The 14,189-nt window shown below is 70.4% G+C and carries 13 protein-coding genes; 3 read left to right on the forward strand and 10 right to left on the reverse strand.

Annotated elements, in window-relative coordinates:
• Window positions 1–278: 278 nt before the first annotated feature.
• The 9 genes from E3O22_RS07495 to E3O22_RS07535 all read right to left on the reverse strand — a co-directional run bounded on the left by E3O22_RS07495 (window position 279) and on the right by E3O22_RS07535 (window position 10,672).
• Window positions 279–1,220 carry an Fpg/Nei family DNA glycosylase gene (locus E3O22_RS07495; protein WP_134394158.1) on the reverse strand — a complete coding sequence of 314 codons (942 nt, stop codon included), beginning with the start codon at window positions 1,218–1,220 and terminating at the stop codon, window positions 279–281.
• A gap of 33 nt (window positions 1,221–1,253) precedes the next feature.
• Window positions 1,254–1,940: a ribonuclease III gene (gene rnc, locus E3O22_RS07500; RefSeq protein ID WP_134394159.1), complete on the reverse strand. Its 687-nt coding sequence runs from the start codon at window positions 1,938–1,940 to the stop codon at window positions 1,254–1,256.
• A 132-nt stretch (window positions 1,941–2,072) separates the two neighbouring features.
• Window positions 2,073–2,276, reverse strand: a complete 204-nt coding sequence (gene rpmF / locus E3O22_RS07505) for a 50S ribosomal protein L32 (RefSeq protein ID WP_066596228.1) — start codon at window positions 2,274–2,276, stop codon at window positions 2,073–2,075.
• Between the two features lie 2 nt (window positions 2,277–2,278).
• Window positions 2,279–2,851: a DUF177 domain-containing protein gene (locus E3O22_RS07510; protein WP_134394160.1), complete on the reverse strand. Its 573-nt coding sequence runs from the start codon at window positions 2,849–2,851 to the stop codon at window positions 2,279–2,281.
• Window positions 2,852–2,862: 11 nt separating this feature from the next.
• A complete protein-coding gene (locus tag E3O22_RS07515; protein WP_134394161.1) occupies window positions 2,863–5,304 on the reverse strand; it encodes a DUF3488 and transglutaminase-like domain-containing protein in 2,442 nt (813 codons plus the stop codon).
• Window positions 5,291–6,814 (reverse strand): DUF58 domain-containing protein, encoded by a 1,524-nt coding sequence (locus E3O22_RS07520; RefSeq protein ID WP_166784590.1) that lies wholly within the window; start codon window positions 6,812–6,814, stop codon window positions 5,291–5,293. The genes E3O22_RS07515 and E3O22_RS07520 overlap by 14 nt, the downstream gene beginning before the upstream one ends.
• A 58-nt stretch (window positions 6,815–6,872) precedes the next feature.
• Window positions 6,873–7,844: a MoxR family ATPase gene (locus E3O22_RS07525; RefSeq protein WP_134394243.1), complete on the reverse strand. Its 972-nt coding sequence runs from the start codon at window positions 7,842–7,844 to the stop codon at window positions 6,873–6,875.
• A gap of 86 nt (window positions 7,845–7,930) precedes the next feature.
• Complete coding sequence (gene coaD / locus E3O22_RS07530; RefSeq protein ID WP_134394163.1) at window positions 7,931–8,419, reverse strand: pantetheine-phosphate adenylyltransferase; 489 nt, start codon at window positions 8,417–8,419, stop codon at window positions 7,931–7,933.
• Window positions 8,420–8,476: 57 nt separating this feature from the next.
• A complete protein-coding gene (locus E3O22_RS07535; RefSeq protein ID WP_134394164.1) occupies window positions 8,477–10,672 on the reverse strand; it encodes an ATP-dependent DNA helicase RecG in 2,196 nt (731 codons plus the stop codon).
• Between the two features lie 95 nt (window positions 10,673–10,767).
• Between E3O22_RS07535 and E3O22_RS07540 the strand changes: the two genes are divergently transcribed.
• Window positions 10,768–11,346 (forward strand): RsmD family RNA methyltransferase, encoded by a 579-nt coding sequence (locus E3O22_RS07540; protein WP_134394165.1) that lies wholly within the window; start codon window positions 10,768–10,770, stop codon window positions 11,344–11,346.
• A 7-nt stretch (window positions 11,347–11,353) separates the two neighbouring features.
• Here the strand turns inward: E3O22_RS07540 and thiL are convergent, their stop codons facing one another.
• Window positions 11,354–12,361 (reverse strand): thiamine-phosphate kinase, encoded by a 1,008-nt coding sequence (thiL, locus tag E3O22_RS07545; RefSeq protein WP_241976555.1) that lies wholly within the window; start codon window positions 12,359–12,361, stop codon window positions 11,354–11,356.
• Window positions 12,362–12,385: 24 nt separating this feature from the next.
• On the opposite strand from thiL, the gene E3O22_RS07550 reads away from it, so the two are divergent.
• Complete coding sequence (locus E3O22_RS07550; RefSeq protein WP_134394166.1) at window positions 12,386–12,901, forward strand: DUF3515 family protein; 516 nt, start codon at window positions 12,386–12,388, stop codon at window positions 12,899–12,901.
• Between the two features lie 204 nt (window positions 12,902–13,105).
• Entirely contained in the window at window positions 13,106–14,164 is a 1,059-nt protein-coding gene (locus tag E3O22_RS07555; RefSeq protein ID WP_134394167.1) for a YeeE/YedE family protein, read from the forward strand.
• The last annotated feature ends 25 nt before the right edge of the window (window positions 14,165–14,189 follow it).

Consider the following 14,189-nt stretch of genomic DNA (forward strand, 5'->3'; position numbering starts at 1 on the left):
TCGTCCTGCATGCGTGTGGCCCACGCGGCTTTTGCCGGCCTCGTCGAGGCGGTCGCGCATGCGCCGCGCGAGTCTGACGACCTGGCTAGTGTTCACCGTCGACGCCTCGACGAGAAGCAGGGTCAGGGCTTCGGTGAGCTTGTCGGCGGTGACCGCGCGGGCGATCGCCGCCTGCCAGGGCACCCTCGCAACGAACTCCGCAACCTCGGCGGCATCAGCTCCTCGGGCGAAGTTTCGTATTCGTGTTCAATAGACAGTTTTCCCGCGGTCGGCGATCCTCAGCGCAGCCGTTGGCAGCGCGGGCAGAGGTGTGAACTGCGGTTCATAAACTGCTGCCGCACGAGCAGTGTGCCGCAGCGGGGGCACGGCAGACCCTGCCGGCCGTAGGCGTTGAGGCTGTGCGAAAAATACCCGGACTGACCATTCACGTTCACGTATTGCGCATCGAAACTGGTGCCGCCCTCGGCCAGGGCCCGGTTCAGGATGCTGCGGACCGCGCCGAGCAGCGCCCGCCCGTGCGCGGGCGACAGGGAGTCTGCCGGCTGCTCGTAGTGCACCCGGGCCTCGAAGAGGGCCTCGTCGGCGTAGATGTTCCCAATGCCGCTGATCAGAGTCTGGTCGAGCAGGGCGCGCTTGATCCCGGTCTTCTTGCGGGCCAGGGCAGCCAGGAGGAGCGGCGCCGAGAAGCCCGGATCCAGCGGGTCGCGCGCGATGTGCGCCACCTGCGACGGGATCAGCCCCGACCAGTCCAGGCCTGACCCGGCCAGCCCGTCCGCCCCGGTCGCGCCGCCTGCGAGCCCGGAGTACCCGGCCGTCAGCCCGTCGCGGGTGGGCTGCATCGAGTCCACGGCCATACCGCCGAAGATGCGCTGGTCGACGAAGTTGACCCACAGCTCGCCGTGTTCCGGGTGCTCGATCTGCAAACGGATGCGCAGGTGCCGGTCCGTGTCCGATCCAGGGCTGCGCAGCAGCACCTGACCACTCATTCCGAGGTGCACGACCAGGGCGCGCCCGGAATCCAGCGGCAGCCAGAGGAACTTACCCCGGCGGACGGCGGCGAGCGCAACCCGGCTCTGCAACAGGTCGGCGAACTGCCCGCTCGCGGAGTCATGGCGACGCAGGGATCGTGGCTCGAAGACCTCGACGCCGGCGATCACGGCGCCGGTTACGGCCGGCGCCAGGCCGGCGCGAACGACCTCCACTTCAGGAAGTTCGGGCATGCGAGCCTTTCAGCGACACGGCCTGACAGCAGCTCAGGGAGTGCTGAGGCGCGTCCAGGCGTCGAGCGCGGCGGCCATCTCGGCGTGCTTCTTGCTCGTGCCCTCGCCGACCGCACTGACGTCACCCACCGTGACGGTGGCGATGAAGATCTTGGAGTGATCGGGTCCGCTTTCCGCGATGGAATACACGGGAACCCCGGTTCCCAGGCGAGCCGCGGCTTCCTGCAGGCTCGTCTTGGGGTCCATGGATACTCCGAAGTGCCCTGGGTCACGGAGGAGCGGCTCGATCAGGCGCAGGACGAGCGCCGTCGCCGTCTCTCCGCCGGAGTCGAGGTAGACCGCTCCGATGAGCGCCTCGACGGTGTCGGCGAGGATCGACGACTTGTCGCGCCCGTTGGTGAGGATCTCGCCGCGGCCGAGGCGAACGTACTCACCCAAGCCGATGCCGCGCGCGATGCCCGCCAGGGCAACGCTCGACACCAGACTGGCCCGGCGCTTGGCAAGGTCACCCTCGTCGAGCTGCGGGTACTCCCGATAGAGCATGACCGTCACGGCCTGCCCCAGGATCGAGTCACCGAGAAATTCGAGGCGCTCATTGTTGGGTATGCCGCCGTGCTCGTACGCGTACGAGCGGTGGGTGAGAGAGAGCTCAAGCAAGGCCGGGTCGATCTGCACGCCGAGCGTCGTCAGCAAAGACGAGACCTCGGGTTCGACGCTCACGAGTGCTGACTCAGGGAGTGCCCGCGAGGCAGATGCCGACAAACACTGATGCCGCGACTCGACGGACCAGGTCCCTGAATCGGGGCTCCCAGCATCCGTCGGCGCGGCATCAGACGTTCGAGCACAACGAGACTAAACGTCGGCGACCTTGCGGCCCTTGTATTCCATGAACAGCGCCGTGCCGGCGGCGTCGGTGACGACCTTGGCGCGGTGCGGCAGGCTGTAGACAACTTTGCCGTTTTCCATGGTCTTGACCAGGGTGGGAGCCTCGGCCTTCCAGCAGGAACGACGTGAACGGGTGTTGGAGCGTGATTGCTTGCGCTTCGGGACTGCCATGACTACTTCTCTTCTCTATCCGTTTCAGCCTGGATGTCTTCATCCGTGCCGCTGCTTTCGGAAGCTTGGAATTCCATGAGCGCGGCCCACCGGGGATCGCGCTTTTCTTCGGGTAGGAACTCAGGGGCCTCGGCAAGCCGTTCACCGGTCTCGGGGTCGAGACCTGGGCAATCCGGCCGGCAAACCGGCTGGAACGGCAGTGACAACACCACCGCATCCCTGATCAGAGGTTCAAGATCCACGTGGTCATCTTGAACTTCACTTTCATAAGCTTCGTGTAGAGAGTACGCGAAAAGCTCGTGAAACTCGACCTGGACCGGCAATTCGACGTCGATGAGGCATCTGCCGCACTCTCCGGCGGCTATTCCGGACACCTGGGCCGACACGAGGATGCCCTCGTGCAGGGTTTCGAGGCGCAGGTTCGCGATCACGGTGGAGCCGGCCTTCACGGCGACCAGGCTCTCGCCGAGGTCTCCCGGCACGACGATTTCGAGGTGCCGTTCGTGCATGGTGCCCGGGCGGTTGATCAGGTCGCGCACATCGACCTTGTACGGGGTCTTCTTGAATCTACTCACGAGAAAATATTCTACGCGTTCACGGCTGGGCGTCCGATTCGTCGATCGGCGGGGCGCCAGAGCGATGCCGGCAGCAGCGTCGCCCGCACCCGCAGGCGCCGGCCCGACACCGAATGGATGCCGCGGAGCACCACGTCGAGGTCGGCCACGCGTTCCGCCGCCCGCGCGGACTGCGCGTCGTCACCCGGTCGCCCGTAGTGGCTGCGCTCCGCTCCCACGAGGAGCCGGTCGAGGGCCTCGGCCGGGGCTCCCCCGCCCGGACCGGCGCCCTCCGTGACGCTCTCGGCGCCGCCTACCGAGCCGATGAAAACCCGTAGCCGGGCGGCGAGCTCGCGCGGCGTCTCGGTCTCCCGCACGAAGACGCCATGGTCCACCGCCGTGTCGCTGACCTCACGCCACGCCTCCACGGCCCCGCTCTGCCCCGACAGAAGGCCCCGGCGCCGCAGCATCCGCCGAATCACCCGGAGGAGGGCCGGCAGCAGGAGCAGCGCGAGCGTCCCGAGGACGAGCAGGCCGAGACGGATGATGCCGCCGCGCGAGTCCGCGGGCGAAGAAGCGTCGGCCTGGGCGTCAGCGGCGTTCTGGCCGCCGAGGTCCTCGGGGCGCGGCGCGTCCGACGGACCGGCCTGGCCGGAATCAGTCAGCGGCACGGTGACGGGATCGTCTTGCGTGTAGGCAGGCACGGCGCCGCGGCCGGGCGTGGGCTCGAAGGGCACCCAGCCGACGCCCTCGAAGTAGACCTCCGTCCACGCGTGCAGGTCGTGGGTGTCGACGCTGTACCGGCCGACCCCGGCGACAGAACCCGACGCGGACAGCGACCCGGGTTGGTAGCCGATCGCGATCCGGGACGGGATGCCGATCGATCGGGCCATCGCCGCCATCGCCGAGGAGAAGTGCACGCAGTACCCCGTCTTCACCTCGAGGAAGGTGCTGACGACGTCAATGCCGCCACCGTCATAGCCGGCCTCGACGGGAGCCTCGGTGTCGTAAGCGAAGTCGCTGCCGCGCAGGTAGTCCTGCAGTGCCCGCGCGGCCTCGTACGCGCTCGTGGTGCCGGCGGTGACCTCACGCGCGGTGTCGCCGATCAGGGCCGGAGTCTCGGCCGGCAGCCTCAGGCTGCGCCGGATCTCCGCCGGATAGGCACCCTCGGCTTCCCGCAACTGCTCCGCCGTCGGCTCCAGCGTGAGCGCGGTGACGGTGTATTCCTGGCCGCGGGTCGTGTCGCCGGGGCTCGTGATGGACCCGGTCGCCTCGTTCCAGTACCAGGCGCCGAGCAGGCCGGTCACCGAGCGGGGCGGCGCAGGGGTCGGCAGCCACCGGGCGGCCAGGTTGTCGATGCCGATGGTCGTGATCGTCTCGCTCGTCTTGATATCGGGTGAGAACCCCGGCGGCAGGTCGATGTCGTCGACGGCGTTCGCGCGACTCCCGGGCGCCTCCCCGGCGGTCCAGTTGCGGCCCGAGAGTTCATCGAGTGTCAGCAACCGAAGGTAGGGCGGCCGAGTCGCCGTGGTGCGGAAGTGCAGCACCGGTTCGGCGTCCGGCCGACGCAGGTCCTGACCGAGGTTGATCATGGGGCTGACACCGTTGGAGAACAGCAGGCTGCTGCCCGGGCGCACACCGCTGAGGCTGCCCCCAGGCAGAACGGGCGTCGCGACGCTGACCACGATTGCCGCCACGATCGCGAGGCTGCCCACGACGACCGCTCCCCCGAAGGAGTCGGGCACGTGGCGCCGCCTGGGCGCGACCGTGCCGGGACCCGCTACGGCCGACGGGCCGGGCAGGCTGCCGGCCCGGCGCATCCGGATCTCGACGTGGAGGAGCAGGAGGTAGGCGGCGGCCGTGAGTACGAGGGCCTCGAGGTTGGCCTCGTAGCCGAGGGCAAGCCCCGGCACGAGCAGCGGCACCAGAACGGGCAGTCCGGCGAGCGCGGGCACCCGCAGGAGGACCGCGAGCGTGTCGATCAGGATCGCGATCACGCCGGCGCCGGCGCTGAGCAGGAACAGGATGCCGGCGGTCGCCTCGGCCGGCGTCGATTGCTGCTCGATGGAGACCGCCCCGGAAAGCGCCAAATCGCGGAACCGGTCGATCGTCTCCCCGGTCGGGATCAGCCAGAGCCAGCCGCTTCCGGCGCCGAAGAGCAGCGTCAGGACGGCCACAAGAACCCCGAATCCGGCGAGCGGCCCGAGGAAGACGGGCAGCCCGGCGCGGCGGAGTGCGGCAGAACCGAGCAGGACGCCGGCGGCCGTGAACGTCATCAGCCACCACCAGCCCGTGTCCTGGAGCAGCGGCCCGAGGCCGGCGTCGGCCACGACCAACAGCAATAGGAGTGCGAACGCGAGGGGCCACTGCGCCCGCTTGAGTCGGTCCGCCCGGGCGGAGGGATCGTGCCGGGTGGTGCGAGTGCCCTGGTCGGGAGCAGCCTGGTCGGGAGCGACCCGGTCAGACGGCGTCATTCAGGGGCCTCCTCGCGCCGATCAAGTCCTCCCAGGCACGGGGGATGTCCCGGGCCTGGTGCACGGGGATGCAGCGCCAGCCGGCCTCGCGCAGCCGGCACACGGCATCCGTTCGAACCGTGGGCAGCACGAACGCCACCGCGGGGCGGCTCTGGGACACGAGGTCGGCGAGCTCGGTCAGATCCCGGTCGTCGACGGCGACGAGCACCGCGAAGGTCGGCAGCAGCCCGCCGGGCACCACGAGCGTGCTGAGTTTCGCGGCGGTCCCGGACTCGGGCGTACCAGGTTGGACGGCCAGGGGTCCGGGCTTCGCTGCGGGGCCGCCGAACGTGTACGTCTGTTCTGCTGCGTCCTCGGCGGGCTCCGCCGGGTCGGGCGGGTCCGCCGGCTCGACCCCGGCCAGCCCTTCGAGCAGCAGCGCGATTCCGCCCGGCGGCAGGAAGACGGTGGGAGGGTCGCCGCGCAGGCCGCCGCGGCCGCCGGGTCGCCCCGGGGTAGCGTTCGCCTGACCCGGGCTCGCCAGCCTGCCGGACGAGCCCGAGCTGGGGTCGGACAGGCTCGGGTCGGACAGGCTCGGTCCGGACAGGCTCGGTCCCAGCGCAACCAGGTCGAGCCGGTAGCCGGCCGCCAGCAGGTGCACCCCCACGGATGCCGCGAGCTCGACGGCCACCTCGAACGCCTGCTCGAGGCGCGGCCCGCCGAGATCGGTGCCGCTGTCGGCACCGGCACCCGTGTCGGCACCGACGACGGTCGGGCGGCCGCGGCGGCCGCGCAGCGCGGTGTCAAGCACGAGTCGGGCTCCGGGGTTGCTCTGCTCCTCCTCCTGCCGCACCATGATCGCGCCCAGGCGGGCCGTGGCCGGCCAGTTCACGCGGCGCAGCGGGTCGCCCGGCCGGTACTCGCGCGCGATCAAGGGGTCTGCGTTGTGGTTCAGGTGCCGGAGCCGCTCCGGCACGTCGCCGTCGTTCAGGGTGCCGGTGAGGCCCCGACCGGCCAGGGCGGTCACCCGGGGCGTCACCGCCAGGTCGTGCGGCTCCCCCACGGCCCACTCGCCCGAGGCAAGGCCGAAAGGATCCGAACGCCCGATCAGCACCGGGCCCGTTGCGTAGAGACCCCGCCGGGGCAAGCTGAACCGGTACTCGAACCTCACACTGTCTGCACCGGTGTCCAGGCCGCCCTCATAGCGGTCGAGGGCCGGTAGCGGCGTTCCGGCCGGCACGGTCAGTCCGACGTCGCCGGCGTCCCGCCCCCGCACGGTGTCCCGCAGATGCAGGCCCGCCAGGGGCCGGGAGGAAAGGTTCCGCACCCCGAGCCCCACGACGACCTCGCCGCCGGCCGGCACGACCGGTGGGCGCAGCATCCGGGTGACGCGCAGGCGCACCGGATGGATCGAGACGTACCCGAGGGCGGCGACGGGGATGGCCAGGAGGACACCGGCGATGAACAGAAGGTCGCGCTGGTTCGTCAGCAGGGCGAGCAGCAGAAGGCCGGCTCCCACGGCGAGGAACATCCCGCCTCGAAGGGTGAGCCGAGGAATCCGGACGCGCCGCTGCTTCGCCGGCATGGCGTCAGGGATGCCCGGTGGCACCGACGGGAACGGGGGTGGCCGCCACGATCCGGCGAACGATGTCGTCGACCACCGGGCCGCTGTCCTGATGGTGGCCGAGCACCCGGCTGCTCGCCACGAGGCGGTGCCCGAGCACGGCGACGGCGAGGGAGTCGATGTCGTCGGGCAGCACATAGTCCCGGCCGTGCAGCGCCGCCTGGGCCTTGGCCGCCCGGATCAGCTGCAGTGTGGCACGGGGGCTGGCGCCCAGGCGCAGGTCGCGGTCGTCGCGGGTGGCCCGCACCAGGCTGACCGTGTACTCCTTCACCGCGGGAGAGGCGAACACCCGCTGCACGGCCGTCATCATTCCGCGCAGCTGGGCGCCGGAGACGACCGCCTCGATGCCGGCCAGCGGGCTCGACGTGTCGCGGGCATCCAGCATCATCAGCTCGGACTCGGTGTCGGGGTACCCCATCGAGATGCGTGCCATGAACCGATCCCGCTGGGCCTCGGGAAGCGCATAGGTGCCCTCCATCTCGATCGGGTTCTGCGTGGCCACGACCGTGAAGGGCAGCGGCAGCAGGTAGGTGGAGCCGTCGACGGTGACCTGGCGTTCCTCCATGCATTCCAGCAGCGCGGACTGGGTCTTCGGGCTCGCCCGGTTGATCTCGTCCCCGATCACGATGTTCGCGAAGATGGCGCCAGGCTTGAACTCGAATCGGCGGTCCACCTGGTTGAACACCGACACGCCCGTCACGTCGGAGGGCAGCAGGTCGGGGGTGAACTGGACGCGGCTGACCGTGCAGTGCACGGACTTGGCCAGCGCCTTGGCCAGCATGGTCTTGCCGACGCCGGGAACGTCCTCGATCAGAAGGTGCCCCTGGGCCAGCAGCACCGTGAGAGCCGTCGTGACGGCCGTGTGCTTGCCGTCGATGACGGTTTCCACATTGCGGATGATCGCACGCGCCGAAGCCTGGACGGCCGCAAGGTCCATCAGGGTCTCGTCGTCCGTGTCGGTGACAGGTCCGCCCGCGTTCCCGGCGAGCGCCGGAACGGAAACCGAGCGCACGGGCGGCGTATTCACACGCGTGTCTTCTGCAGGAATGCCGCCACGGCCGGCGGCACATAGGGGGTGATATCGCCGCCGAGGGCGGCGACCTGGCGCACCAGGGAACTGGACACGTGGGCGTTGGCCGGGTCGGGCAGCAGGAAGATCGTTTCCACGGCGGCGAGGTTGCGGTTCACGATCGCCATCGGGGTCTCGTAGGCCACGTCCACCTGTGAGCGGATGCCCTTGATCAGCACGCCTGCGCCGACCTCCATGCAGTAATCGACGAGCAGCCCCATGCCCCAGGAGGCCACCACGATGTTGCCCGGCAGCCCGGCGTCCAGGATGGACCGCTGCAGCAGGGAAACCCGCTGGCTGATCGGCAGCAGAGCCGTCTTGCCGGGGTTGTGCACGACGAGCACGTGCAGTTCGTCGAAGAGACCGGACGCCCGTTCAATCACGTCGAGATGACCCCGCGTGACGGGGTCGAATGAACCGGGGACGACGGCGATCCTGCGCATAGCGATCACCCTAGCCCCAGTGCGTGAACGGTGCCTGAGCGCGCTCCGATCCTGCTGTCAGGACTTGGTGAGCGAGGCCCGCTCCGCGTCGTCGAGGCGCCGCCGCACCGCCTCCCGAAGCGCCGGGACCGATTCGAGGTGCGGGTCGTGCTCGCTCAGGCGCTGCGCATAGCCCCTGGCCTCCCCGATCAGGTCGCCGTCGGTCGCCACCCTCAGCAGGCGTAGTGAAGAGCGGCCCCCGGACTGGTTGCTGCCGAGCACATCGCCCTCCCGGCGCAGCTCCAGGTCGACCTGGGCCAACTCGAACCCGTCGAGGGTGGCAGCGACAGCCTCGACTCGCTCGCGCGCGATGGTTTCGGCCTCCGCGCTCGTGACCAGGAGACAGAGCCCCGGCACGCCGCCGCGGCCCACCCGGCCGCGCAGCTGGTGCAGTTGCGAGACGCCGAACCGGTCGGCGTCCAGCACCACCATGGCGGAGGCGTTCGGCACGTCGACGCCGACCTCGATGACGGTCGTCGCCACGAGCACGTCGATCTCACCGGCCGCGAACGCGCGCATGGCCACGTCTTTCTCGTCGCTGGTCATGCGCCCGTGCAGCGGTTCGATGCGGGCGGAGGCCAGGGCCGGGTTACCACGCAGTTCGGCGAGCACCATCTCGACGGATGCCGGCGCTGCCGCCTCGGGATCGACCTCCGCGCTCTCCTCGAGCTGTTTCGGGGCGATGGCCGGGCACACCACGAAACCCTGGCGGCCCTGGGCGAGCTCCTCCGCCAACCGGGTCCACACCCGGGTGACCCAGCCGGGCTTCTCGAACACAGGCACGACGAAGGTCTCGATACCCTGTCGCCCCTCCGGCAGCTCCGCGATCGTGCTCACGTCGAGGTCGCCGAACACGGTCATGGCCACGGTGCGCGGGATCGGGGTGGCGGTGAGCACCAGCACGTGCGGCGGCACGGCTCCCTTCAGCCGCAACGCCTCGCGCTGGTCCACGCCGAACCGGTGCTGCTCGTCGACGACGACCAGTCCGAGGTCGAAAAACGTGACCTTGTCGCCGAGCAGCGCATGCGTGCCGATCACGATCTTGGCTTGTCCGGACACCACTCGGAGCAGCGCCTTGCGGCGCTCCGCCACCGGCAGCTGCCCGGTGAGCAGGGTGGGCATCAACGTGCCCGCCAGCTCGGGGCCGAGCGACCGCACAATCGTGCGCAGGTGCTGGGCCGCCAGAACCTCGGTGGGAGCGAGGAAAGCCGATTGGCCGCCCGTGTCGGCGACGGTGAGCATGGCCCGCAGGGCCACGACGGTCTTGCCGGAGCCGACCTCGCCCTGCAGCAGCCGGTTCATCGGGTGGGTCTCGATAAGGTCGGCGGAGATCTCCATGGCCACGCCCCGCTGGTCCGCGGTGAGGCTGAAGGGCAGGCCGGCATCGAAGCGCTCGAGCAGGCCGCCGGACGACGCCACGCGCGGGGTGGAGCGCTGCTGCCGGGCGGTGAGCCGCTGCTGCACCAGGGCGCTCTGCAGAACGAAGGCCTCGGTGAACCGCAGGGTGTCCCTGGCGCGGCGCCAGTCCGCATCGGTTTCCGGGCGGTGGATCAGCTCGAAGGCCCGGCCCTGCGGCAACAGCCCGCGCTCGGCGCGCAGCTCCGGCGGGATCGGGTCGGGCACCGGGCCCACGCTGTCCAGCAGGATCGCGATGGACTGCGCGACCTGCCAGCTGGCCACGGTGTTGGTGGACGGGTAGATCGCGACGGGCTGCTCGATCCAGAGTTTGGCGGCCGCGGCATCCGTGGGCATCTCGGGTTCGTCGTCGGCGCCGGGGCCGAAGAGCTTGTAGGTCGGGTGCGTGAGCTGCAGGTGGCCCCGGTAGTCGGTGACCTTGCCCGCGAACATTCCGCGCGTGCCGGGTTGGAGCTGCCTGGCCCGCCAGGACTGGTTGAACCAGGTGAGAGTGAGGATGCCGCGGCCGTCGGAGATCTTCACCTCGACGATCGACCCCTTGCGGGCTTTCATCGGGCGTTCCTCGACCGAGCGGATCTCCGCCACAATGGTCACGTTCTCGTCGAGTGGCAGCAGGCTGATCGACGAGAGCTCGCCGCGGCGGGCGTAGCGGCGCGGGTAGTGGCTGAGCAGATCGCCCACGGTGTGCGAGCCGAAGGCCTTGCCCAGGGCGACGGCCGTTTTGCCGCCGACCACGGTGGCCAGCTTGCTGTCCAGGGTCACCGGGGCGAGAGTCTCCCCAGCCTCCGAATCGGTCATGTCTCGATCGTAGGCGGCACGTGCGACATGCGGCACCGGGTCGGCGCGGGCGCGCCGCGACCTCGGCCGCCGACGGGCGATAAACTCGACGGGTTATGACGCGAATCGTCGCCGGGTTTGCCGGTTCCCTGCCCCTGGCGGTGCCCAAGACCGGCACCCGCCCCACCAGCGACCGCGTGCGGGAGGCGATCTTCTCCGCCCTCGACGCGCGCGACATCATCCGGGGCGCTCGGGTTCTCGATCTGTACGCCGGGTCGGGCGGGCTCGGCCTGGAGGCGGCCAGCCGGGGAGCGCGCATCGTGACCCTGGTCGAGAATAACTTCGGCGCCGCGCAGATGTGCCGCAAGAACACCGAGGCCGTGCTGCGGGCGGCACCGGGGCGGGGCGCCCCGAAGATCAAGGTGAGCAGCCAGTCCGTGCAGTCGTTCCTCGCGGCCACCGGCGATGGATTCGACCTGGTCTTCATCGACCCGCCCTACGACCTGGCCGAGACCGAGCTCGGCCACAACCTTGCCGCCCTAGCGCCGCTGCTCGACGTGGACGCACTCGTCATCGTGGAGCGCAGTTCCCGCTCCCCCGAACCGGTCTGGGGAGCGGGCCTCGCATCCGACCGGCGCAAGGACTACGGCGACACGACCGTCTGGTACGCCTCCCCCGTTCTGCCCGCCGCCTGAGTCGCTCTCAGGCGACGGCGCCGTCCCAGCCGCGATAGGGGTCCCAGCCGGCCTGGTTATGGGGGCGGCCGTCCACCAGGACCGAGCCTGCGGCATCCGTCACCACGCCGACGACGCGGAAGCCGGCGGGCAGCACGGCGCCCGGCGGGAAAGTGGCCAGCAGGCCATGGTCCTCGCCGCCGCCGAGGGAACGCTCGACATTCTCGCCGAGGGCCGACCGGGCGAAGTCGATGCCCACGCTGCTGGCCCGGGCGAGGCGCCCGGCGTCGATGGCGAGTCCGTCGGACACGTCCAGCATCGCGGTCGCGCCGGCGCCGGCGGCGGCCGGACCTCGGTCGATGGGCGGCACCGGTGCGAGCTGCGCGGCGACCGCCTCGGGATGCTGCGCCCGCAACGCGTCCGCCAGCGCGGCATCCGGAACACCGTTTTCGTCCACGGCGAGACGGAAGAGCAGGTCCAGGCCTCGGGCGGCCTCACCGAGGCGCCCGGCCAGGACCACGACGTCGCCTGGCCGCGCCCCGGAGCGCAGCACGGGCTCGCGTCCCTCGAGGTCGCCGAAGGCTGTCACAGCGAGCGTGAGGGCGTCGGACGCGGACAGGTCGCCGCCGACGACGCCGCAGCCCGGGGCCAGCGCCTCGCAGCAGTCCCGCAACCCGTCGGCGATGCCCTCGATCACCGAGATCGGCGTCGATGGCGGGGCGGCGATCGCCACCACCAGTGCGGTGGGACGGGCCCCCATGGCGGCGACGTCGGACAGGTTCGTCGCGGCGGCCTTCCAGCCGAGGTCGTGCGGGGACGACCAGGCGAGCCGGAAATCCGGACCCTGGATCATCATGTCGGTGGTGACAACGTAGCGCCCGTCCGGCGCCCGCATCACGGCGGCGTCGTCGCCGGGGCCGAGGAGCTGAGCCGCGGAGCCCGGCAGTCGCGGGAAGATTCGGGCGAGAACCTCCCCTTCGCTCAGGTCGGCCAGCGTCGCACTCGTGGGGACCATCGCGCCCGCAGCATTCGTCATGCTTCAAACGGTAGCCTGAATGCAATGACTCCCCGCATCCGCTTCCTCCGCACCGGCCTCGCGCTCACGCTCGTCGCTGGTACCGTGCTCCTCACCGGCTGCACGGCGATCGTGCCGCTGGAACCGGCCGCGGATGCCGTCAATCCCACCTGCGCCGACCTCATCGTTCGCCTTCCGACCTCGGTGGCCTCGCTTCCGGAACGTGAGACGAACGCCCAGGCCACGGGCGCGTGGGGCACCCCGAGCGCGGTCCTGTTGCACTGCGGCGTTGCCGTGCCCGCACCGACGACGCTCCCCTGCCTCACGGTCAACGGCATCGACTGGATCGAAGACGACTCGGATGCCCCGCTCTACCGCTACACCACCTACGGCCGCGACCCGGCAACCGAACTGGTCATCGACTCGGACAAGGTCAGCGGGTCCACGGTGCTCGTTGACCTGGCGCAGGCCGTGGGTAACATCCCCGCGACGGGCCAGTGCCTCGGCGCCGCGGACCTGCTGCTGCCGACCGACGGCGAGACGGTGGCGCCCGCTCCGTAGTCCGCCGCCCTGCCGTCCTGCTGCCCCGAGCCGACAGCCTTAGGAGTTTCGGCCGCACGGGCGGGTGCGGGTGCGGAGTTGTCAAGTGTTACGTCTCATTTCGTTACGCCGCGACGTCTGGGAGCAGCGCCGCCGGCCGGCCCGTAACGTCGCCGGGGAGTCGCCGTCACACGGCGTGCGACCTCTGATGGACGGGGACACGACATGCTTCTCACCGGACTCGGCCTGGGCGTCGCCCTGGGCTTCACCATGCAGCGGGGCAGGTTCTGCGTCACCGGCGCGTTCCGGGACCTGTGGCTCACGGGCAGCACCCGCTGGCTGACGGCCTTTCTGATCGTCATCGCCGTGCAGAGTGTGGGCGTCTTCGCCCTCGACGCTGCCGGAGTGATCACCCTCGACCCCCAGCCCTTCGCCTGGCTGGCCACGATCATCGGTGCGTTCATCTTCGGGTTCGCCATCGTGCTGGCCGGCGGATGCGCCACGGGCACCTACTACCGCGCCGGCGAGGGTCTGGTGGGCAGTTGGTTCGCCCTGATCTTCTACGCCCTCTTCTCCGCCATCTCGAAGACGGGCGCGTTGTCCGCTCCGGTCGCGGCGCTGCGCGGTATCACCGTGGAGGCCTCCACCATCCACGGAGTCCTCGGCATCTCACCGTGGGTGCTGGTCGCGGTGCTCGTCACCGGCGTCGGCCTGCTCGCCCGGCACCACCTGCGGCTGCGGTCGTCCCGGCCGGTCGCGTCGCTCCCGGCCCGCACGAGCGGCATCCGTCATCTCCTGTTCGAGAAGAAATGGGGCGCGTTCACCACCGCCCTGATCATCGCGCCGCTCGCCATCCTCGCCTGGCCGCTCAGCTGGGCAACCGGGCGCGAGTCCGGGCTCGGTATCACCGGGCCGTCCTCGAACATGGTCAACTACCTCGTGCGCGGTGATCCCCAGTTGATCGACTGGGGAGTGTACCTGGTGATCGGCATCCTGCTCGGCTCGTTCATTGCAGCCAAGGGCAGCGGCGAGTTCCGGGTGCGTCTTCCCGATGTCACCACCACCGTCCGCAGCATCCTCGGCGGGGTGCTGATGGGCGTCGGAGCCAGCCTGGCCGGCGGGTGCACCATCGGCAACGGCATGGTCGACACCGCCACCTTCGGCCTCCAGGGCTGGGTGGCGCTGGTGTTCATGATCATCGGCACCGGCGCCGCGACGCGCCTCTTCATCACCGGGTCCGCGCGGGTCGGGGTCTCCCCCGCTCGCGTTCCCGCCAACCAGTAGCAACCCCCTAGCCAACCAGGAGAAA

Source organism: Cryobacterium sp. TMT2-18-2 (assembly GCF_004402245.1).
Classification (GTDB): Bacteria; Actinomycetota; Actinomycetes; order Actinomycetales; family Microbacteriaceae; genus Cryobacterium; species Cryobacterium sandaracinum.